We start from the raw sequence: 22,787 nt of genomic DNA, 5'->3' as shown, positions 1-22,787 counted from the left end.
ATTCCTTATTTAACCCGTTGTCCGGTAATTTCGTTAAAGAATGCTTTATTGTCAGGTTCACGACCAAGGAAATCTTTAACCAATTCAGCTGCCGGTTTTTGGCTACCCTGCGATAAAATCGTCTGACGATAACGTTGTCCCACTTGTGGGTTATTCAGGTTGTCACCATAAGCAGAAAGCATGTCTAGCGCTAAAACCTCAGACCACATATAACCGTAATAACCTGCCTGATAACCACCCATTAAATGCCCGAACTGTCCAGGAAACTCTGTTGTTGGCACATATCCTAAGGCTGTAGCAGCTTCCATTTTTTGCCAAGTTTCTAAAGGTTTTACTTTTAAGGCATCTGCCGTATGAAGTGCCATGTCATATTGTGCATAAAGCGTTTGACGGGCATAACGCAAGCCACGGCCATAATTATGTACTGCTTTTAAACGGGCAATTAATTCATCGTCAACACGTGGACAAGCTGGATCACAATAATCGGCCACTTTAGATAAGGTTTCTTTACGGCGTGCCCACTCTTCATACATTTGAGAAGGTGCTTCTACAAAATCACGCTCTACAGAAGTTCCGGACTGACTGGTATAGCGGGTATTTGATAAGATGCCATGTAAAGCATGACCGAACTCATGTACAAAAGTTTCAAGCTCATCACTATTTAAACCTTTACGGTTAAAGTTAGTCACCAATACTGAAATCGGAAATCGGTTGGTTAAAGTGCTGCCACCATATACTCCCCAAACTGCTGCATGGCCGTATTTCCCTTCACGGGGGAATTTATCCATATATAAGCCACCAAGGAGTTTTCCTGTCTTTTTATCAACTACATCGTAATATTCAACTTCATCCTGCCATGCTTTAACTTTGACAGGTTTAAAATCAATACCGTAAAGATCAGATGAAATAGCAAATAACCATTTTTGTGCGGCTAAAGTCGGAAAATAATCACGAAGCTTTTCCTGATCAATTTGATATTTACTCTTACGAAGTTTTTCGCTCCAGTAAGCTTCACTCCAACGCGTTATCTCGGTTTTGTCTAACGGTGTTTTTAAGGTTTGTGCTTTAAATGCACGAAGCTCTTCTACTTCTTTACGTTCAAGTGGTGCTACCGTTTTTTGTACTTCTGCCAAGAACTTGTTTACAGCCTCTGGTGTTTTTGCCATTCGGTCTTTTAAAGCCCAATCTGCATAACTCGCTTTTCCAAATAACTGTGCAAGTTCATAACGTAAATCTATTGCCTGTTTGAGTAGTTTTAAATTTTGTTCAGTCCCACGTCGTGTAAAGGCAATTTGATATCTTTTTCGGGCATCATCATTATCCGCTAGCTCCATAAATGGACGATATTCCGGATACTCAAAACCTAATAGATAGTTACCTTTAGCATTTTTCTTTAACCCTGAAATATAACTTTCTGGCAGCCCTTTCATTTCTTCAGGAGTAAATTCAAGTTTTTCAGGGTTATCACGAATATTGCGGTTATATTCTTGTTCGAGTTTAGTCAACTCATCCAGAATGACTTTCATTCTTGCACGTTTTGCTGGTTCTAATTGAACCCCCGTGTCTTCAAACTGATCGAGAATATCCTGACGGTATTTTTTATCTATTGGATCAGTTGCTTTTGTATTTTTAATTACGTTATATAGTTTTGAATTTTGGAAGATATCAGTATGAAACTGATTAATTTTGATTTCGCAGTCTTCGGCTGCCTTACGTAATTTCGCATCTGGGTCGACGTTACTATATAGACCTATGGGCCCCGAAAAATCTTCAAGATGAGCAAAAATTTTATCCCACTTGGCTAATATCGGAGCAGCGGCAGCATCGTTTTTAACAGGCGTTTTTTCAAAACTAGAAATCTCTTGCTGAATTTTTTTTAAATTAGAATCACACCATGCTGGGAGTTGCTCTGCTTTGAGTAATGGTAATGTCGCACGCGTCGCTTCAGCCGATGCAAATTGACTTATACCTATGGTCAACATACATAATGTAGTCATTTTCAGTGTATTATTTTTCATCGTATCTCCAATTTTTTTCATTTAATGATTAGATTTCGTATTTGTATCAATATCGAAGTACATCCATTCAGCATGTAAAATCGGATGCTTCTTATATCCAATAATTCGTGGTTGGGCCAACATATTGCGATAGCGTGCATAAGACATTTGCACAGGCATATAAACCTCTAACAAACGCGTCATTTTTCGATATAACACATCTCTTTCTGGGCCTGGCTTCACTTGTTGAGACTGGCGGTACAACTCATCGAACTCTGGTATCGAACCACAAGACCAGTTCGTCATATGAGTATTTGGGCCATAAAAATTCTGCATAAAATTATCCCCATCCGGATAATCAGCGATCCAAGCAGAAGAACCAAACATTCCCTCACATTGTTTCTGTGATCGAAGTAAGTCTGAAAAAAGCATTGGCTTATACACCATGCGAATATGTAGGCTATCGAAGTTTTTCTTCCAAAGTTCAGCACTTTGTTGGCCAATACTGTCATTGCGCGCTTTATATTCGACCACGAGCGGCTTGCCGTTTGGTTGTGTACGCCAACCAGAAGCATCTTTTTTGTAGTGATATCGATCCAACAGCAGATTGGCTGCTTTTACTGAATATGGTGTACTGCTTCTATACTGTGGGTCATATCCCACTACACCAGGTGGAACTGGGAAATGAAGACGTTCTGCATCACTATTCCTTACCAATTTAATCTCTTGATCTATTGAACGGGACATCGCAATAGCACGGCGTAAGGCAATTTTTTCTTTACTCATTCCTCCAACAACGGGATCTTTGAGATTCCAATAGATATAACTAATTTCTGGATCAACAATACGAGATAATTGCACGCCTTCTTTTGCAAGCTCGGGTCTTAATTTACCGTCTTTAATCGCTTTTGAAACTAATTGTCCTTCAAGCTGAATGATATCTACCTCACCACGCTGGAATGCTAACCATCGTGACTGGTTTTCTTCCATCACCTGAATATCAATTGTGCCGATTTGAGGCATTTGTTTACCTTTAAGGCGCTTTACAATTGCTTCATCCCCGGGGCTACTGGCATTAAAGTTCCAGGTAAAACCTCGATATTCAGGATTTGCTTTTAAAACAATACGTGAGGCAGGTATCCACTTACTGAGCATATAAGGTCCGGTTCCTACTGGATGCCCCATAACAAAACCAGCTTTATCTTTATATTTCTCGATGACTTCACGTGCCACCGCACCTGTCGGATCATGGGCCAGTAATAAAGGAAAGTTATAGTCTGGTTTTACTAACCGAATCACCAAAGTGTACTTATCAGGTGTTTGTAAACCACTTACATTTTGATCGTAATTAAATTTTCCGGATTTATTGGCTGCTTTGACTAAAGCATTCATACCTTCAATTTTATCTTCCAATAACCAACTATTGGGTGAGCGTAAATTTGGGTCCAATAACCGCTTAAAAGAATATGCATAATCGTAAGCTGTTAACTCTCTAGGTTTACCTTTAAACGCTGGGTCGGCTGTAAAGTAAATACCCTTCTTAATATGAATGGTATAAGTCAGACCATCTGCACTCACTTCTGGCATAGCCGTAGCCACGTGTGGGATTAATTTTGCTGGTCTTGCCAAATAGTCATAGGTATATAAAGTTTCAAATATAGATGTGAGTACATGCGCTGAATATAAGTCATGTACATAAGCTGGGTCGAAGCCTGTTTCAGCTGTTGGGAATACATAACGCAAAACTTTATTTGGATCGGCTGGGCTTTTCGCAAAAATAGATATAGAACCCGTTAAAGCCATTCCGGCAAAGAATAGGCCGACACTACAGTGCTTAAGCTTTTGTTTTAAATTTTCGGTCATGATGATCTTTATCTAAAATTATTTTTTAATAGGGGTAATATCAAGATATTGCCAGTTTGTATTCATCATTGGGTGAGCTTTAAACCCCTGAACTTGAGGCTGTATCAACCAATTACGAATTCGTGTTACATGAATAATCCAAGGGTTATCAGCTTCTATCTGACGGTTAAGTTTTTCGTAATATGGTAGACGTTGTTGAGGTGGTAAATGAATGGCCTGAGTATAAAGAGCATCATATGTTTTAGACTGATAACAAGCATGGTTTCCCTGCCCAGCATTTGGTCCATATAATAATTGTGCAAAATTATCTCCTTCAGGATAGTCAGCAATCCATGCACCGCTCCAGATCATATATTTACATTGAGTAGCGGCTTTTAAGTTATCTGCAAAGTTACTTACCTTAAAGTCAGCTCGAATGCCAATCGCATCTAGATTTTTTTTCCAGAGTTCTGAATGAATAACCGATGCTGAGCTATTTTCTGTATTGATTTTTAAAATTAAAGGTTTGCCATTTGGTAAGGTCCGGTAGCCATCAGCCCCTTTTTTATAACCATAATGATCAAGTAGTTTATTTGCTAACAGCGGATTATATCCTACGCTACTTTTATACTTCGGGTTATATCCGTTTACACCTTCAGGTATAAACATTTGTGATCTAACGGCCTGACTTTTATAAGCTTGTTGTATGCTTTCTTTTTGATTGTATGACAGAGTAATTGCTCTACGAAGCGCTATTTTTTCTGGGCTAAAACCACCGATCACCGGATCCCGCATATTCATCATAGTATAGGTAATCTCAGGATCCTTATTTGGATAGTGCTTAATTCCTCTCTTCTTAAAAGAAGCTTTAAGCTGATTTCCATCTAAAGCTTGAGGAACAGCATTCGCTGTGAGTTTATCAAAGTCTAGTTGTCCAGACTGAAAAGCTAACCATCGTGACTGCTCTTCTTCAATAATACTGACCACCACCTTGCCAACTTGTGGCATTTTCTTTCCAAACATTTCCTTAACAAGTTGGTTATCCCAAGGTGTTCCTGTTGACTTAAAATTCCAGACAAAACCACGATAATCAGGATTAGCAACTAACTCGACCTTACTTCTCGGTACATATTTACTTAACATATAAGGACCAGTACCTACTGGATGCATGCCAATACGATCACCGTAATAATCAACAACCTCTTTAGCAACACCACCAAATGCAATATAGGCAAGAATATAAGGAAAATTATAGTCTTGGCGAGTCAAAGTAAATTGTAGAGTATATCGATCAAGAGCTTTAACTCCAGCAATTGGGGTAGCATAATCAAATTTTCCAGTTTTCTTTGCTTGAGCTACAACCGCATCGGCACCTTGTAACTTACCATCAATAAAAGAAACAGAAGGCGCTCTATTTTTAGGGTCTAAAATACGTTTAATTGTATAGACGTAGTCTTCAGCCACCAACTCACGGCGTTTACCTTTAAAAGCTGGATCATTGGTAAAATAGATACCCGGCTTAATCTTAAATATATAAACTTTACCGTCTTGTTCCACTTTGGGCAGGCTTTCTACAGTATTGGGAACTAACTGTAGTGGACGCGCTAGATAGTCATATTTGAGTAAAGGCTCAAAAATTGCCTCAGCAATATTAGCACTATAGAAATTGGTGGTTTTGACCATATCGAAGCCATCATCTGGGGCCTCATAGGCAACATGCAAAATTTTGTTTGGTTGCGCTGGCGTAATTGCGTAAGCACAAGGAACTGATGTAATAGCCAGACTTAAAATGGCGAGCTTAAAAAATTTTAATTTCAAGTTCATACCCACGTAATTAGTTTTTTTAAAAGATATTATCCTTTTGAGTAACATCTAAATCTGCATAAGAAAAGTTCTTTTTCAACAGATAGGCCTATTTAGGATTTGAAATTTGCTTTCCTTTATGCTCTTTCGATTTGATCAAATGGAAAAATAAACTCAAATACCTAGTGTTTTGTAACCATTGAATATAAAGCGAATTTCATGCCATTTATTAATATCCATATTAAAATATTTAAAAACATTAAAAATTCATATTTTTATTAGATACTTAAAAACTTTTGAACTATATAAATAAAAGTAACTTTTTGCCAAATATTATATTCATATAAGTTAATCATCTAATACCTTAAATGCACAAATAAAATACATTAAAAATTAATTATGATCCACATTAGATCAAGCCTAAATTACAGATATTTTTAAAACAATATATTGATTAATAATAAAAATATAATTTAACCATGTATTGATAAATATTATAACATTACATATTTAAAGGCTCTAAAACGATACATTTTTATTTAATAAGCATGTGAAGAGTCCAGTAATGTATATTTTTTATACAAATAATTTTGAAACTTTTCGCCAACAACAAAAATTTTTCCAAACGGAAAATTTATTTTTATATCAAAAAAGCTAAAGCATCATACTCAAGCATAATAAAATCAATATTTATCAACATTTTGCATAAACTAAAAAAAGAAAAATATATAGTTGGCACTTGCTTTGCTTAAAAACTTTCCAGCAATATCGCTAACGACAACAAAAAGGGATCAAGTCCACGATGAAAAAAAAATACAATGTTCGATCTCAGGCAACCCCCAAGATTGGCAAAACAATTCTTAAATTAAGCACCCTTAGTTTAAGCATGATGTGTCTTACCATGGCACAAGCAGCAGAAACCGAACAATCAAGTACCGATGAAAAACCAACAAAAGTCGTAAAAGTTGCCGTTACAGGTTCTTCAATTAAAGGGGTTGCGGCACAAAGTGCTTCGCCAATTACCATTATTAAAGGCGAAGATCTCGCAAATGCTGGCGTTACTACAGTTGAAGAAGCATTAACCCGTGTAAGTTCAAATCAGGCAGGTTTTTCAACTGACCAGAATGTGGGTGCCAGTAATACCGATGGTTCTACTGCTAACCTTCGGGGTTTAGGTAGTGATAAAACACTCGTTTTACTTAATGGACGACGCCTCGCAGCGAACCCTTTTGGTACTTCCACTGTAAACCTAAATATTATTCCTTTAGCAATGATTGATCGTATTGAAGTTTTACGTGATGGTGCCTCAGCAGTTTATGGTGCTGATGCTGTTGCAGGGGTTATTAATTTCATTACAAAAAAAACATATCAAGGTGTAGGTATTAGCGCAGGTTTATTACAACCAGAACACAAAGGTGGTGATAAACAAGATATTTCTATCTTTGGTGGCTACGGCGACTTAGATGAAGATGGTTTTAATATTTTCGGTGTTGTAGATTATCGTCGTACTAACGGCATTATGGCGAAAGACCGAAAAATTTCTGAACGTGGAGGAGTATTACCAGAACTCGGTCTTGATGGACGCTCTGCTAATGCCTTTACCTCAAATTTTTATGACCCTATATCTGGAGTTTCAGGAAATCCCTATGCTCAAAATGGTCAATGTTTGGGTCCCGCAGAGTCAGCAGAAGAAGGATTCTGTTATGCAAATACTCAAGCTTTGATAGGTATCAAACCAGATGTAGAAAACGTTTCTGTTTTAGGACGTGGTACATTCAAAGTTAACGATAATTTAAATGCTATTGGTGAATATATTTATTCACGTAGTGAAGTTATCACTTCTGTTGCCCCTGACCCATTTAGCCGCAGTAATCTGTCAACTCGCGTCACCCTTCCAAGTGATAGTCCATATTATCCAGGCAATGGTATTGTTCCTAGCGTTAAAGGGTTAAGTGGTGCTCCCCTTGAACTCTATTTACGATCACATGCAGGAAACCGTATAGCTAAATCAATTAATGAATCACATCGGCTTTTTGCAGGTTTGGAAGGTGACGTATGGGGCTGGGATTTAAACACAGGTGTTACCTATGCAAAAAGTGAAGCCTCAGATAATTTCGTTACTGGTCAATTAAATAAGACTAAATTACAAGATGCATTAAATAACGGAACATTAAACCCATTTGGTGAAAGTAGTGATCCTAATATCTGGAATAATTTATCAGTTAAAGGGAAATATAATGAAGCAACTTTAGAATCCACTACTGCTGACTTCAGTATTAGCCGCCCTATTTTTACTTTACCTGCTGGTGAGGTTGGTTTTGCTTTAGGAGGCAGCTTTACTAATCAAGATTGGAAACAACATATTAATGCAGATTTAGTCCGTCAAGCTCCTAGTAGTGGTACAGACCCTAGTAAACCTGATAATTCCGGTGACCGAGACATTACCTCTGCATTTGCTGAATTACAAATACCTATAACCAAAACGATCGAAGCACAACTTGCAGCCCGTTACGATGACTATAGTGACTTTGGCGATACTTTTAATCCTAAATTCGCGATCCGTTGGGAACCATTAAAACAACTCATGTTCCGTACTTCATATAGCACAGGTTTCCGTGCACCAAGCCTATATGAGATTAATGCTGCTCAAAGCAAAACTTATACTGGTGCAAAATATAATGACCCATTTTATTGCCCAGGCGGTGAGGTCGTAGAAGGGAAAAATAAAAATGACTTTTGTAATACTCAATTTATGAAATTACAGGGAGGCTCAAAAGATTTACAACCAGAAGAATCAAAATCATTTACTGCCGGCTTTGTTTTTGAACCAATTAAAAATCTTGTACTAACGGTTGACTATTTCAATATTAAAATTGACGACCTAATTGCTCAGGTGGGAGAAGCCACCATCTTTGGGGAACCTGAAAAATACTCTGCTCTTTTTGTAAGAAATGCTGATGGTACTATCGACTATATAAAAACCAACTTATTCAACTCTGGTGGCATAAAAACAGAAGGTTTTGATATTAGCCTAAATTATTTAACTCCAATGACATCCACTGGCCGTTTTGGCTTTGGAATTGATGGGACTTATGTATCCAAACTAGATTATCGCGACTCAAAAGGTGAGCCATGGACAGGACAGGTTGGTCTATATGAGGACCCTGCTGTCGTCAGATGGAAACACACAGCTAATATTAACTGGGCATATGAAAATTGGAAATTAGTTTTTGAACAACAGTTTGTACGTGGTTACGATGATCAAAATCAGATAGGTGAAGAACAATATGATCATCACAAAGTTAGTGATTATACCCTCTATAATATTTCTGGTACCTATAAAGGCTTTAAAAATCTTGAGCTAACAGCGGGTATTAAAAATATTTTCGACGAAGACCCATCTGCTTCAAACGTTTTAGATAATTTCCAATACGGATATGACCCTCGGTATGGTGACCCAACAGGACGTACATACTATTTACGTGGTACATACAAGTTCTAAGTGGTTATTTTGCAAACACGACTTTAGAGATCGTGTTTGCAGACCGAATACTCATCCTTAGCCAAACATTAATTTAAAAATTGTTTGTCTACAGTTTCAGGAGTAACTATGGGCATGACTTTTACAGACATAGAAAATAAATCTGCCAAACGCCTAATTGGTATTGCTGCAGTCATTTTTCTGCATCTTCTTGTTGCCTATATTCTGATGTCAGGTTTAGCAAACAATATTCAAAAACCAGCAGAAAAACCTGTGGAATTACAAATTATTCAGGATATTAAGCCACCTCCTCCACCAAAACCGGAAGAGCCGAAACCAAAGGAAAAACCACCTGAGCCACCAAAAATGGTAGAAAAAGTTGCCAAGGTTCCTGAGCCACCAAAAGAAGTAGAGAAAGTAGCAACACCAGTACAAAAAACGACGCCAGTAGCTCAACCGACTAAAGTCGCTACTCCGGCTCCTGCTGCACCTAGTACTCCTTCTCCGAGCCCTGTTGCTGCACCCGCTCCAGTGGCGGCGGCTGCACCAGCACCTAAACCCGCTGGTGTAACTCGTGGTGTTTCAGAAGGCTCTGCGGGCTGTGAAAAACCAGAATATCCACGTGAAGCACTCATGAACGAAGAGCAAGGAACAGTGCGTATACGTGTTTTGGTTGATACATCCGGCAAAGTCATTGATGCCAAAGTAAAAAAATCGAGTGGCAGCAAAATTTTAGATAAAGCAGCAACTAAAGCCTACAGCTTATGTACGTTCAAACCAGCAATGAAAGATGGCGTACCTCAGCAAGACTGGTATGAAATTGAATATCCATTCGTAATTGAATAAACAATTGAATTAGCAAGAAATTAAAAAATATTGGAGATATATGATGAAAAAATCAACTCAACCACTAGTACATTTCGCTTCTGCAAGTTTAATCGCAGCTTGCTCATTACTTCCATTAAGCTCAGTTTTCGCAGAAGAAACGAGCAATGCTCCTGTGGCAACAGCAACTACTGAAGCTACTTCAAATACAACTACTCCAACTCCACCACCAAAGCCTGCAACAAGTGAAACTGTTAAAAATCCATATGGTCTAGAAGCCCTTTGGCGTGAAGGTGACTTAGTCGCTAAGTCTACCTTATTTATTTTAGTACTCATGTCGATTGGTACTTGGTACATCATCATCTCTAAATTATTACAACAAGGTAAAGTCAAACGCCAAGGTAAAGAAGCTGAAAAACATTTCTGGGAGGCAACTTCGCTTGATAATGCTGCAGAAGGTTTAGAACAAAGTAGCGCGTACCGTTTTATTGCAGAAAAAGGCATTAACTCGACTAAATCACACGGCGGCTCACTACTTGAACGCATTGACTTTAATACTTGGGTGAGCATTTCAATACAACGTGCTATCGAAAAAGTACAAAACCATTTAGGCGGCGGTCTCGCTTTTTTAGCAACAGTTGGCTCTACAGCACCTTTCGTAGGTCTTTTCGGAACAGTATGGGGAATCTATCACGCTTTAACTGCAATCGGGATTTCAGGTCAGGCATCTATTGATAAAGTTGCAGGCCCAGTTGGTGAAGCTCTCATTATGACAGCTATTGGTCTTGCGGTCGCAGTACCTGCTGTACTGGGTTACAACTGGTTGACTCGTCGTAATAAAGCAGTGATGGAAAATGTTCGTTCATTTGGTTCAGATTTACATGCAGTTTTATTAAGCGGAGAAATTAATACCAACAATTCAATTAATCGCAGCATTAAATAATCAGGAGCAGACATTATGGGTATGAGTGTTGGTTCTGAAGATGATGACGAAATGATTGGAACGATTAACACGACACCTCTCGTAGATGTCATGTTGGTTTTACTTATTATTTTTCTTATTACTATTCCGGTAGTTACGCATACAGTTCCGGTGAAACTACCAGAAGAAAAAAATACTCCGTACGCGACCACGCCTGAAAACATCCAACTTTCAGTTAATAAGAAAGGCGATATTTTCTGGAACGAGAGTTATGTACCGAATAAAGAAATATTGTTAGCAAAATTACAAGCTGTGGCACAAAAAAGACCGCAGCCCGAGGTACATATTCGAGGAGATCAGCTTACCCATTTTGAAGCGATAGATCAGGTCATTAGTACGACCAAACAAGCTGGTATTGGCAAAATTGCCTTTGTTACTACCCCTCCAGCCTCCCCGTAATGATTTTAAGGAGAATTTTATGGGTATGAATGTTGGCTCAAATAATGATGACGATGTAATGCTAGAGGTGAACATGACACCGCTTATTGATGTCATGCTGGTACTCATTATTATGTTTATTATTACTATACCTGCACCAAACAATGCGATTAATATTAATTTGCCAAATGGCACACCGCCACCAACAAATGAAAAGCCACTTGAAATCATTGATGTAAGAATTGATGCAGCAGGCAAAGTATTTTGGAATAACCAACAGGTTTCTGACCGCAAGGCACTAGAGACTTTATTTCAAGGTGTTGTCGCCAAAAAAGATCAAGACCAAATCAAACTTAAACCAGACCAAATGGCTGAATATAAAAATGTAGCGATGGTCATGGCTATGGCGCAGCGTTTAGGTGTAACTAAAATTGGGATTGTGAGTAGCAATTAATATCGCTTTTAACTTTAGTTAATTCCATTTCCTTCAACGCTAACTTGAATTCTCAGTTAGCGTTTTTTTAAAGTATTCCTCAACATTAGACTCAGCAATAGAGTATACATTTGGCGCGACATAGTCCTTTTGATAATCATCTAATGATAATTTTGCGCATAGAAGCCAATTCTCACGATCAAGATTTTTTAAGTTAATCAAACTTGAAATCCTTTATTTATAAATTCACGCCTTATCTATAAGCACAAAATATACCAAAAATAAAAAAAGCCTCCGAAGAGGCTTTTTTATAACAGGTTAAAATTAGTCACCTGTATAACCTTTTAATTTTAAACGAGCCGCATGTAGTAATGGCTCAGTATAACCAGAAGGCTGTTCACAACCTTTAAAGATAAGATCTGAAGCCGCTTGGAAAGCAATACTAGTTTCAAAGTTAGCTGCCATTGGTTTATACAATGGATCATTCGCATTTTGTTCATCAACAATTTTTGCCATGCGTTTAAGCACTTCTTCAACTTGTTCACGAGTCACGATACCGTGACGTAACCAGTTGGCAACATGTTGAGAAGAAATACGTAATGTTGCACGGTCTTCCATTAAGCCCACATTGTTAATATCAGGAACTTTTGAACAACCTACACCTAAGTCAACCCAACGAACAACGTAACCTAAAATACCTTGGCAGTTATTTTCAAGTTCGTTATTAATTTCTTCTGCTGACCAGTTTGTATCAGTTGCAAATGGAGGAGTTAACAAGTCATCTAATGACAACATTTCTTCAGCTTTTAACTGATCTTGACGTGCTTTTACATTTACTTGATGGTAATGCATCGCATGAAGTACAGCACCTGTTGGTGATGGAACCCAAGCACATGAAGCACCAGCATTTGGATGAGCAGCTTTAGTTGCCAACATATCTTTCATGCTATCTGGTTTTGGCCACATGCCTTTACCAATTTGAGCTTTACCTTGTAAACCACATTTCAAACCAATTGCAACGTTACGGTTTTCGTAAGCAGCAATCCATTTTTGTGTTTTAACCGCTTCTTTACGAACAACTGGAGCAGCTTCCATAGAAGTATGAATTTCATCACCAGTACGGTCCATGAACCCAGTGTTAATAAAGATTGTGCGATCTTTAGCAGCAGCAATACAGTTTTTCAAGTTTACAGATGTACGGCGTTCTTCATCCATAATACCGATTTTTAAAGACTTCGCTGGTAATCCTAAGGCTTGCTCAGCACGCTCAAATAACTCAACAGCAAAAGCAACCTCTTCAGGACCATGCATTTTTGGTTTAACAATATACATAGACCCTTTACGAGAGTTTTTATTTTCGTTTTCACTACGGATGTCAGCAATTGACAACAATGGTGTTACCAACGCATCCATAATACCTTCGAAAATTTCTTCACCATCAACTAAAATCGCTGGATTCGTCATTAAATGACCTACGTTACGAAGTAACATAAGTGAACGACCATGTAGTTTGGTTGTGCCACCGATCAAATTTTTAATTTCACGGTCTTTATTCAAAGCGCGAACAATTGTTTTACCATTTTTTTCGATAGATTCTTGAAGAGTACCCTTCATCAAACCTAACCAGTTACGATAACCTTCAACTTTTTCTTCTGCATCAACAGCTGCTACAGAGTCTTCAAGATCCTGAATTGTTGTAACCGCAGCTTCAAGTGTTAGATCTTTAACACCCGCTAAATCAGTTTGGCCAATTGGGCTATTCGCATCAATTTCAATAATGACATGTAGGCCATTACTCAAAAGAACAACCTCTGAAGGGTTCGCTTCTTCACCATTGAAACCCACAAACTGAGCTTCATGAGCTAAGCCAGTTTTAGTACCATCTTTTAAATTCACAACGAGTTTATTCTGCTCGATTGCATATTTAGTTGCATCAGCATGTGAGCCTTGCGCAAGCGGGAAAATTTCATTTAAGAAGTTTTTAGCAAACTCAATAACTTTCGCACCACGTACAGGGTTATATCCTTTTCCTTTTTCTGCACCGCCTTCTTCTGAAATTACATCGAAGCCGTAAAGTGCATCGTACAAAGAACCCCAGCGTGCATTTGCTGCATTTAAGCAATAACGTGCATTACGTACAGGTACTACTAATTGTGGGCCTGCTAACAATGCAATTTCTTCATCTACGTTTTCAGTAGTAATTTGGAAGTCTTCAACTTCTGGTAATAAATAACCAATTTCAGTTAAAAATGCTTTGTAAGCACCTAATTCAAATTTATTGTTGCGGTGCCATTCATCAATTTTTGCTTGTAATTCATCACGCTTAGCCAATAATGCTTTATTCTTTGGACTAAGGTCGACAACAACTTGCTCAAAGTTCTTCCAGTAAGTTTCACTATCTAAACCAGAACCTGGTAAAGCTTCATTTTCGATAAAATCGTAAAGTTCTTTAGCAATCGCTAACTTGCCTTTTGAATACGTGCAGTCATTGTCTTTCCTGAAGTTGCTACTTTTTATACCAAGAGAATCCTAGTATACCGATTTAAATTAAGCTGAATACTAATATCACATTCCTAAATAGTAAGCATTTTCCCTTGCATAACTATTGACAAAGATAAATTTTTCTATATAGGAAAATATTAAAATTCTAACTAGGATTCCCAACAATTTATTCAATATTTAAAGATACTGAAACTAGACTTTTTGTTAACAGACAAAAAATTTCACTATCTTGTTTTTTTCTAAAGCGTATTTAGTTATATCAAACTTTGCACAATGAAAAAGTACTATTTCGCTAAATTTATCTTTTTTTGTTGTAAAAAAAGCGCTCAATTTAGAGCGCTCTTCATATCTGATTTCTTAAGAAGTTTTAGTCGCATCAATATGTCGATGTTCAGAATGCAAATACTCATCTGACTGCATTTCTAATAAACGTGAACGAGTACGCTCAATTTCAAAAGCCAATTTCTCGCCTTGATAGATATCAATAATACTATCTTGAGAGGTTAAAAGTAGTTTCACTCCACGATCATAAAATTCATCGACTAGATAAATAAAACGACGTGTGCCTTCAGACAGGAAGTCTGTTAAGTGAGGAACATTACTGACTAAAACCGTATTATAAATATTGGCAATTTCAATAAAGTCTGCTGGACTACGCGGCTTTAAGCAAAGTTCAGAAAACTCACACCATAAAACATCTTCCGTATGCCCTAGTGTTTCAACAACACGGTTATTGATCACAATCGGTTCATGAGAATTGGTTTGAGTATGAGTTAAAGCAGTATAACGCTCTGATATCCAGCTTTGAGCTTCATTACCTAATGGTGATTTAAACAATTGAGCCTGTTTTAAAACACGTAAACGGTAATCCACCCCTGCATCTACATTTAAAACGACACAGTTCTTTTTAACCATTTCAATTGTAGGAATAAAACGATCACGGTGAATCCCGTTTTTATATAAACCGTCTGGTGCAATGTTTGAAGTTGCAATGAGTGTTACACCACGAACAAATAACTTTTGGAATAAGTCACTCAAAATCATTGCATCAGTTACGTTCGAGACAAAAAACTCATCGAAACAAATAACGACAGCATCTTTATAAATTTGATCAGCTACGATATCGAGTGGATTACGTTGACCCGAAAGTTTATTTAACTCTTTATGAACATGTTGCATAAAGTGATGAAAATGCATACGTGTTTTACGGCGAAATGGTACAGACTCATAAAATTGGTCCATAAGCCAAGTTTTGCCACGTCCTACACCGCCCCACATATATACACCTTTTGGAGAAGTTTGGCGGCGGAAACGACGGAAAGCTTTTTTAGAAGCCTTATAACGATTTAAAAGTTCTTTCCATACACGATCTAATTCTTGCACTGCCTGTGCTTGTGCCTCATCTGCCATAAACTGGCCTGAAGCCAATGCCTCAGCATAGCGCTCTGCTGGGGAAGACGGAGTAAATGCAGTACTATGAGAAGATTTTAAATTTAACATATCATTTTATTTCAATTTTAACTGAAGAGAGTATAGCGAACATTTTGTCCGACCACATTAGCTTTTAGCATCAAGAGTTACACTCAGTAAAACTCTTTTCCATATTGCCGAGGACTCTGTCCAAACCATCTTTTAAATGCATGATTAAAAGCGGCAGGTTCAGAATAACCAAGTGCTTCTGCAATAACTTCTATTGAATACTCTTTATATTCCATAAGTTTAAGCGCCTTATTCTTAATAATCTGTTCACGAATTTGTTTATAACTCGTATTAAGCTGCTGCAATTGATGCCTTAATGTCCTTTCAGGCATTTTCAAAGCAAAAGCGGTTTCCGCCATGCTCGGGATAATTCCTTGTTGTAGCTCTAAATAATCTTGCACATATTGAATAATAGGCGGTATTTGATGATCTTGTTCATTTAATCTTTCTATTTCTTTGATACATTTAGCCTCATAGATACGATGAGTAATAATATCTGCTGAAGGAATTTTTATTTCCAGCACATTCTTACTTAGGCTAAATGCTGCATGTGTAGAATTAAAATGTAGATCATCTCCATAATATGCGTAATATTGAGCAACGGTATCTGGATCAGAGGGTTTCGGAAATGGTAAATCTATACGCATGTCAGGCATTTTTAAGCCCATCATGGTATAAATATCTTGAATAAACTTATAAGTACCCGAAATTTCGCATTGGGCACGGAGTAAACCGATTTCTGTTTTTAAATCGACCGGTAAATAGTTCAAAATAATGTGATTTTCAGTTTCTTGTAAGCTCAAAGTACCAAATAAATGAGTAAGCTTTTGATACTGTATGCCTTTTTCTAAGGCTGTTTGTATATCATGGCTGGTCACAAGTAACATGAGTAAAGGACCATAACCTGCCAATGCGTAATGTTGTCCAATAAATAATCCTTTCTCTGGGTCAACATTCTCACTAATAATTTGCTGTATATCCCATTCCAAACTGTCATGAATTGTTGAGCTTGGGTCCAAGGAATCTACTTTAATACCTATATCTGCCAAACGTGAGTCGACATCAATGCCCGCATTGCGCATTCCTTGAATTAAATAGATTAAACCAAGTGCCGATCGTTTCATTCTTTTATCAATTTCCCTAGACTGAAATGTTTTACTATAAAGAAGTGATAAAATTAATTGCCGAATCTATCAATTTTCACGTCGATACAATCATGTTTAAACTGTTTAAAAAACGTTAGTCTTGCCTGCAATCCTCTTTACCGCATATGCAGGGTTTCCAATGCTAAACGCAAAACAACATGCTATTCAAAAAACTAAAATCGCAATTATTGGTGCTGGATTCGGTGGCCTTGCCATGGCTATTCGTCTGTTACAAAGCCAACAATCAGATTTTTTATTTTAGAAAAATCTAATGATGTCGGTGGAACTTGGCGTGAAAACCGCTATCCAGGAGCTGCGTGTGATGTTCAATCACATATGTACTCTTTGTCTTTTGCACCTAAAACTGACTGGTCAAAACGTTATGCAGAAGCTCCTGAAATTTTCGATTATATCCAAGATATAACCAATCAATATCAAATTAAAAACTACTGTAAGTTTAACCATGAGGTTACTCATGTACAGTATGATGAAGTGCGCCATATATGGACACTAGATTTTGCAACCAACCTTCTCTCGAAGCACAATTTGTAGTTTTTGCATCAGGTCCACTACATATTCCACAAATCCCTCATATTCAAGGTATTGAAAAGTTCAAGGGTAAAGTTTTTCACTCTTCCCAATGGGAACATGACTACAGTCTAGAAGGTAAATCAGTTGCTTCCATTGGTACTGGTGGTAGTGCAATTCAATATATTCCAGAAATCGCAAAAGACGTTAAGCAATTATATGTATTCCAACGTACAGCAGCTTGGGTTATCCCACGAGATGAGCGTAAATACTCTAATTTGAGCAAAGCTCTATTTAAAAAATCAAACTTCTATCGACAAATTCATCGCAGCCGCCTTTATTGGAGTAATGAATCCGCGTTGTTCCTATAGTTCAGCCGCAAATCATGAAATATGGACAAAAATTAGCTGAGGCATTTATACGTTTCCAAGTTAAAGATAAAGATTTAGTCAAGAAACTTACACCAGACTTTGTGATGGGCTGTAAACGCATTCTTATTTCAAATAAATACTTCCCTACTTTTAACCGTAAAAATGTTGAATTAGTGACCGAGGGTATTCAAGAAATTAAAGAGAACAGTATTATTACAAAGGATGGAAAAGAAAGACCAATTGACTGTTTAATCTATGGAACTGGTTTTGTTACCGATCCACGTATTTATTTAAAACATTTTACATGTATTGGTCGCAATCAAATTGAATTGAAACAGGCTTGGAAAAACGGTGCAGAAAGTTATTATGGAATTATGACCAAGAATTTTCCTAACCTATTTCAACTGGTCGGGCCAAATACCGTTTTAGGTCATAACTCGATTATATTTATGATTGAGTCACAAGTTAATTATATTTTACAGCTTATTGATCTAGTTGAAAATCTGGACAGCACGCTATAGAAATTAAACCGGAAGTTCAGGATTCCTTCAATGAAAGAATACAAACACAACTTCAAGGTACTGTATGGCAAGCTGGCGGATGTAGCAGCTGGTATCAAGCTGCCGATGGAAAGAACTTTTCTTTATGGCCAACTTATACATGGAAATATTGGCTAGACACTCGTAAAATTAATCCTAAAGATTATTTGTTATTAAATAAATGCTCACAGAGCTATGCAGCATAATATGTTCAATACATAATAGATAGGTTGATAACAATCTATCTATTATTATATGCAGTCCATTAGTCTCATTATTCAAATTTTTCTTGTATTAGCATTTGGTTATTTTCTAGGTCCTAAACTCTCAATAATATTCGGCATTTTATTTTTAAAATCCTGCCTTATTTTTCTTATATTTTACTAACCAGTGTAGCTTTAGAACTAACACTCGCCCTTGACCAAATTGATAATCCCTCAACTATACTTCCACCTGCTCTATTAATTGCATTAACCACTTCTCTTGGTTCTTTTTTACTTGCTTATTCGCTTATACAATTTTTGATAAAGAAAGTGTTAAAGGGAAAATTTCGCTTCAACTTTTTATGAATGCATTAAAAAATATTGCCAAGGCATTTTTAGCTTTAACAATAGGCGTGATTTTAGCATTCTTCTTACCCAATTACATACCCATATTCCCTTTAATAGTTGGTATTTACTATTACTTTTTATTTTTTTAATCGGAATCGAACTTGCTTTTACTCATTTTAATCGTACATGGTTAAGTTGGAAATTCTTATTGTACCTTTGGCCGCCTTTATAGGCTCGTGCTTAGCTGGGCTTCTCAACTATTCCTTACTTGGTCATGAGTTTACACTTAATGAAATATTAGCTTTGGGCCAAGGCTATGGTTGGTATTCCAATGTCAGTATTTTATTTACACAGCTACATTCAGCTGAGTTAGGTGGGATTGCCTTGCTCACAGATCTATTTAGAGAGATAGTTGCAATTTTACTCATGTATACAATGGGTTGGCGGTTTCCACGTCCAGCGATTTCAAGTGCTGGCGCTACCTCAATGGATGTAACATTAGCAATGGTAAAACAGTCATGTGGCACACATTATGTACCACATGCCATGATGAGTGGCTTACTCTTAAGTCTACTCGCTCCACTTTTAATTACTGTGTTTTAAACTTTTAAACAATTGAAGCAAGAATTGATTTCAACATTTCAGTTGGATTTCTGCTTTAGTAATCGGACGACCAATAACTAAATGTGTAGACCCATCAAGCATTGCCTGTTTCGGAGTTACAATACGTTTTTGGTCATCTGCATTACTACCTTCAGGACGTATTCCCGGAGTAACTAAAGAGAATCTTGTCCAATTAACTCACGAAGAATTTTAGCTTCTTGAGCAGAACAAACTACACCATCTAAACCACTTTCTTAGTAAGTTTCGCCAATCTTTAACTTGTTCTACAGGTTCAATATCTAACCCGATATCTTTTAAATCTTCACGCCCCATAGAAGTTAAAACTGTTACCGCAATTAATTGTGTTTGATAATTACCTGCTTTTAAACGCTCCACACAGGTTTCCATCATTTTACGGCCACCTGATGCATGTACGTTAACCATCCATACACCTAAGTCTGCGGCAGCACATACAGCTTGAGCCGTCGTATTTGGAATATCATGGAATTTTAAATCTAGGAAAACTTCGAAATTTTCTTCTTGAAGTTTTTTTACAACAGATGGGCCTTCATGAGTAAAAAGCTCTTTACCTACTTTTACGCGACATAAAGTAGGATCAAGTTGTTCAACAATTTTTAAAGCGTCATATTGGCTTTTAGCGTCCAACGCAACAATGATACTCAAGAGACTTTCTTCCATCACAAAATCAGCGCTATTATAATAGACAAGTCAGCCAGTAATAAAGAAATCTATTGAACCAAATTCTTAAATGAGGAAATAGTGATTTTAAACTAGAAGGATAATGAGGAATATAGAAGGGAAAATACTACTCTTTATGACGAGATAAAGAGTAGTACCAAAAATTATAAAGGAGTAGAGTTTTTATCTTGGGGATAAATATCTACAACAGTTTTTTCATGTCTTACATTTGCAGCTGCTTCTGCTGCCGCCAATTGAGCACTTTGAATTTGTTCTTTTCTCAAATGATCAATATCTTTGCGGAGACGTTTAATTTCCCAGCTTTTTTGGAAAACTCGGAAAACTTGTACACCTAATAAAAGCCCAACCACAATTCCAAGCGCTAAGGTAAGCAACAATAATAAACCTAAACGCATTGCAGGAACTTGAGTAAATAATAAATCAACAGGAAGTTCTGTTGGTTCTGCAAAACAAGTGCTAAAGAATAGCCAAATACAATAATGAGTAATGCAATTAGAATATAACGCATAGGCACCCCACTTATGAGTTTTATTTATTTTCCAGATTCATTCACTGCATCACGGAGTGCTTTACCTGGTTTAAAATGTGGAACAGCCTTCGCTGCAACATCTACTGACTTACCTGTTTTAGGGTTACGACCAACTCTAGGTTCACGGTGGTGTAATGCAAAGCTACCAAAACCACGGATTTCAATACGATTGTCAGACGAAAGAGCTTCGATCATTTGGTCAATCATAATCTTAACCGCTTCTTCCACCAATGGTTCAGCCAAGTGTGGATTTTTTAGCGCAATGCGTTCAATCAAATCAGACTTATTAAGAGCTTCAGTAGTCATCTACGACCTCGTTATTTATTACTACTCTAAGTCGTTTGATAATAACCTGTTTAAATACAAAACGGTAGCGCAGTATGTTGAATACTACGCTACCGTTTACAGTAATTTGTATAAAAAGTACAATTTCGTTACATGAAACTGTACTTTGTTAACTTATTACTTCATTTGTGCTTTGATCAAGTCACCAATAGTCTTAGGACCATTGTCTTGAGAAGCTGATGCTGTACGCAAGTTAGCAACTGCTTCTTTCTCTTCAGCTTCGTCTTTCGCTTTGATAGACAAGTTGATAGAGCGAGATTTACGGTCAACGTTGATGATTTTCGCTTCAACTTCTTGACCAACTTCTAAGAATTTAGTTGCGTCTTCAACGCGGTCACGGTTGATTTCAGAAGCTTTAAGAGTAGCTTCTACTTCGTCAGCTAACTTAACAGTTGCGCCACGAGCATCAACTGCAGTTACAGTACCTTTAACTAAAGCACCACGTTCGTTAGCAGCTAAGAAATCATTGAACGGATCGCTGTTCAATTGCTTGATACCAAGGCTGATACGGTTACCTTCAGCGTCTACAGACAAGATAACTGCTTCAACAGTGTCACCTTTCTTGTAACGACGGATAGCTTCTTCGCCTTGTTCGTTCCAAGAAATATCAGACAAGTGAACTAGACCGTCGATACCGCCATTTAAACCAATGAAGATACCAAAGTCAGTGATAGACTTGATTGTACCTGAAACTTTTTCGCCTTTCTCATGAGACTTAGCAAACTCTTCCCATGGGTTAGCACGAGTTTGTTTGATACCAAGGCTGATACGACGACGTTCTTCGTCAACTTCAAGAACCATAACATCAACTTCGTCACCGATCTGAACAACTTTAGATGGGTGGATGTTTTTGTTAGTGTGGTCCATTTCAGAAACGTGTACTAAACCTTCAACGCCTTCAGCGATTTCAGCGAAACAGCCGTAGTCAGTTAAGTTAGTAACACGTGCTTTAACGATAGAACCTTTAGGGTAACGGCTCATGATCGCTAACCATGGATCTTCGCCTAATTGTTTAAGACCTAAAGATACGCGGTTACGTTCACGGTCAAACTTAAGTACTTTAACAGTAACTTCTTGACCAACTTCAACAACTTCTGAAGGGTGCTTGATACGCTTCCAAGCCATATCTGTGATATGAAGAAGACCATCAATACCGCCAAGATCAACGAATGCACCGTAATCAGTAGATTTTTGATAGTACCTGTAACTTTGACCTTCTTCAAGTTGAGCAAGTAATGCTTCACGGTCAGCAGAAGATTCAGCTTCCATAACAACGACATACAACAATGTTACGTTTAGCATCAAGCTGATACTTTCTAACTCTTTACCTTCAAGGTGAGTTGTGTCACGGATAGGACGAGTGTCAACTAATAGCCTGGTAAGAACGCACGAACAGGACCGATGTCAACAGTGAAACCGCCTTTAACTTTACCAGAGATAACACCAGTAACGATTTCGCCATCTTCAAAGATTTTTTCAAGTTTAGTCCAAGTTTCAGCACGTTTAGCTTTTCACGTGATAAAACTGTTTGACCCATACCGTTGTCAAGAGCTTCAACAACTACGTCAACAGTATCGCCAACCTGAACTTCAAGTTCACGTTGTTCATTTAAAAATTCAGCACGGTCAACAATGCCTTCAGATTTAAGGCAGTGTCAACAGTAACCAGTCACTATCGATTTACAACAACACCTTGGATGACTGCACCCTTTTCACGTTGAGGTTTAATTCACTT

At 37.5% G+C, this 22,787-nt stretch carries 11 protein-coding genes and 8 pseudogenes; 8 read left to right on the top strand and 11 right to left on the bottom strand.

The genetic code is table 11. The features are described from left to right. Positions 1 to 5: 5 nt before the first annotated feature. From EGS71_RS01530 to EGS71_RS01520, 3 genes are read right to left on the bottom strand one after another with little or no spacing between them, the layout of a single operon-like run. Positions 6 to 2,039 (bottom strand): M3 family metallopeptidase, encoded by a 2,034-nt coding sequence (locus EGS71_RS01530; protein WP_000719394.1) that lies wholly within the window; start codon positions 2,037 to 2,039, stop codon positions 6 to 8. Then, complete coding sequence (locus EGS71_RS01525) at positions 2,040 to 3,863, bottom strand: ABC transporter substrate-binding protein (RefSeq protein ID WP_085946120.1); 1,824 nt, start codon at positions 3,861 to 3,863, stop codon at positions 2,040 to 2,042. It abuts the gene before it with no gap. A gap of 15 nt (positions 3,864 to 3,878) precedes the next feature. Beyond that, a complete protein-coding gene (locus EGS71_RS01520; RefSeq protein ID WP_023060531.1) occupies positions 3,879 to 5,669 on the bottom strand; it encodes an ABC transporter substrate-binding protein in 1,791 nt (596 codons plus the stop codon). Positions 5,670 to 5,831: 162 nt separating this feature from the next. On the opposite strand from EGS71_RS01520, the pseudogene EGS71_RS01515 reads away from it, so the two are divergent. The 6 genes and pseudogenes from EGS71_RS01515 to EGS71_RS01490 all read left to right on the top strand — a co-directional run. After that, a pseudogene (locus tag EGS71_RS01515) lies at positions 5,832 to 5,924 on the top strand (hypothetical protein); the annotation flags it as partial. A gap of 520 nt (positions 5,925 to 6,444) precedes the next feature. After that, on the top strand, positions 6,445 to 9,144 hold the full coding sequence (locus tag EGS71_RS01510) for a TonB-dependent receptor (RefSeq protein WP_000731480.1): 2,700 nt from the start codon (positions 6,445 to 6,447) through the stop codon (positions 9,142 to 9,144). A 108-nt stretch (positions 9,145 to 9,252) separates the two neighbouring features. Then, positions 9,253 to 9,969 carry an energy transducer TonB gene (locus EGS71_RS01505; RefSeq protein ID WP_000525879.1) on the top strand — a complete coding sequence of 239 codons (717 nt, stop codon included), beginning with the start codon at positions 9,253 to 9,255 and terminating at the stop codon, positions 9,967 to 9,969. Between the two features lie 40 nt (positions 9,970 to 10,009). Continuing rightward, a complete protein-coding gene (locus EGS71_RS01500; RefSeq protein ID WP_002009183.1) occupies positions 10,010 to 10,891 on the top strand; it encodes a MotA/TolQ/ExbB proton channel family protein in 882 nt (293 codons plus the stop codon). Positions 10,892 to 10,906: 15 nt separating this feature from the next. Continuing rightward, the gene (locus tag EGS71_RS01495) at positions 10,907 to 11,329 is read left to right on the top strand and encodes an ExbD/TolR family protein (protein WP_000525862.1); all 423 of its coding nucleotides are present in this window, start codon (positions 10,907 to 10,909) and stop codon (positions 11,327 to 11,329) included. 19 nt (positions 11,330 to 11,348) lie between these two features. Further along, positions 11,349 to 11,762 (top strand): ExbD/TolR family protein, encoded by a 414-nt coding sequence (locus EGS71_RS01490; RefSeq protein WP_000525664.1) that lies wholly within the window; start codon positions 11,349 to 11,351, stop codon positions 11,760 to 11,762. Between the two features lie 69 nt (positions 11,763 to 11,831). On the opposite strand, the pseudogene EGS71_RS01485 reads toward EGS71_RS01490, so the two are convergent. The 4 genes and pseudogenes from EGS71_RS01485 to EGS71_RS01470 form a co-directional block, all read right to left on the bottom strand. Next, a pseudogene (locus tag EGS71_RS01485) lies at positions 11,832 to 11,963 on the bottom strand (GNAT family N-acetyltransferase); the annotation flags it as partial. A 102-nt stretch (positions 11,964 to 12,065) separates the two neighbouring features. Continuing rightward, a pseudogene (locus tag EGS71_RS01480) lies at positions 12,066 to 14,230 on the bottom strand (malate synthase G). A 370-nt stretch (positions 14,231 to 14,600) separates the two neighbouring features. Further along, complete coding sequence (gene zapE, locus EGS71_RS01475) at positions 14,601 to 15,743, bottom strand: cell division protein ZapE (RefSeq protein WP_000933387.1); 1,143 nt, start codon at positions 15,741 to 15,743, stop codon at positions 14,601 to 14,603. 83 nt (positions 15,744 to 15,826) lie between these two features. Further along, positions 15,827 to 16,846, bottom strand: coding sequence for a helix-turn-helix domain-containing protein (locus EGS71_RS01470; RefSeq protein WP_000830354.1), 1,020 nt, complete (start codon positions 16,844 to 16,846; stop codon positions 15,827 to 15,829). Positions 16,847 to 16,967: 121 nt separating this feature from the next. On the opposite strand from EGS71_RS01470, the pseudogene EGS71_RS01465 reads away from it, so the two are divergent. After that, a pseudogene (locus EGS71_RS01465) lies at positions 16,968 to 18,511 on the top strand (flavin-containing monooxygenase). A 49-nt stretch (positions 18,512 to 18,560) separates the two neighbouring features. Beyond that, positions 18,561 to 19,459 (top strand): annotated as a pseudogene (locus EGS71_RS01460) (lysine exporter LysO family protein). 30 nt (positions 19,460 to 19,489) lie between these two features. On the opposite strand, the pseudogene pyrF reads toward EGS71_RS01460, so the two are convergent. From pyrF to rpsA, 4 genes and pseudogenes are all read right to left on the bottom strand, one after another. Next, positions 19,490 to 20,125, bottom strand: a pseudogene (pyrF, locus tag EGS71_RS01455) (orotidine-5'-phosphate decarboxylase). Between the two features lie 197 nt (positions 20,126 to 20,322). Further along, positions 20,323 to 20,687: pseudogene (locus EGS71_RS01450) on the bottom strand (lipopolysaccharide assembly protein LapA domain-containing protein). A gap of 24 nt (positions 20,688 to 20,711) precedes the next feature. Next, the gene (locus tag EGS71_RS01445; protein WP_000205997.1) at positions 20,712 to 21,014 is read right to left on the bottom strand and encodes an integration host factor subunit beta; all 303 of its coding nucleotides are present in this window, start codon (positions 21,012 to 21,014) and stop codon (positions 20,712 to 20,714) included. A gap of 156 nt (positions 21,015 to 21,170) precedes the next feature. Continuing rightward, a pseudogene (rpsA, locus tag EGS71_RS01440) lies at positions 21,171 to 22,787 on the bottom strand (30S ribosomal protein S1); the annotation flags it as partial.

Origin of the sequence: Acinetobacter sp. FDAARGOS_559 (genome assembly GCF_003940475.1) — a bacterium.
GTDB lineage: Bacteria > Pseudomonadota > Gammaproteobacteria > Pseudomonadales > Moraxellaceae > Acinetobacter > Acinetobacter baumannii.
Note: the sequence above shows the minus strand (reverse complement) of the source record. Positions and strands in the feature narration are given on the sequence as shown.

Bases quoted from the DNA above. Each gene is read 5' to 3' on its own strand.
- EGS71_RS01445 (WP_000205997.1), bottom strand. From the start codon at position 21,014: ATGACTACTGAAGCTCTTAATAAGTCTGATTTGATTGAACGCATTGCG.
- EGS71_RS01500 (WP_002009183.1), top strand. From the start codon at position 10,010: ATGATGAAAAAATCAACTCAACCACTAGTACATTTCGCTTCTGCAAGT.
- EGS71_RS01510 (WP_000731480.1), top strand. From the start codon at position 6,445: ATGAAAAAAAAATACAATGTTCGATCTCAGGCAACCCCCAAGATTGGC.
- EGS71_RS01470 (WP_000830354.1), bottom strand. From the start codon at position 16,846: ATGAAACGATCGGCACTTGGTTTAATCTATTTAATTCAAGGAATGCGC.
- EGS71_RS01495 (WP_000525862.1), top strand. From the start codon at position 10,907: ATGGGTATGAGTGTTGGTTCTGAAGATGATGACGAAATGATTGGAACG.
- zapE (WP_000933387.1), bottom strand. From the start codon at position 15,743: ATGTTAAATTTAAAATCTTCTCATAGTACTGCATTTACTCCGTCTTCC.
- EGS71_RS01530 (WP_000719394.1), bottom strand. From the start codon at position 2,039: ATGAAAAAAATTGGAGATACGATGAAAAATAATACACTGAAAATGACT.
- EGS71_RS01490 (WP_000525664.1), top strand. From the start codon at position 11,349: ATGGGTATGAATGTTGGCTCAAATAATGATGACGATGTAATGCTAGAG.
- EGS71_RS01505 (WP_000525879.1), top strand. From the start codon at position 9,253: ATGGGCATGACTTTTACAGACATAGAAAATAAATCTGCCAAACGCCTA.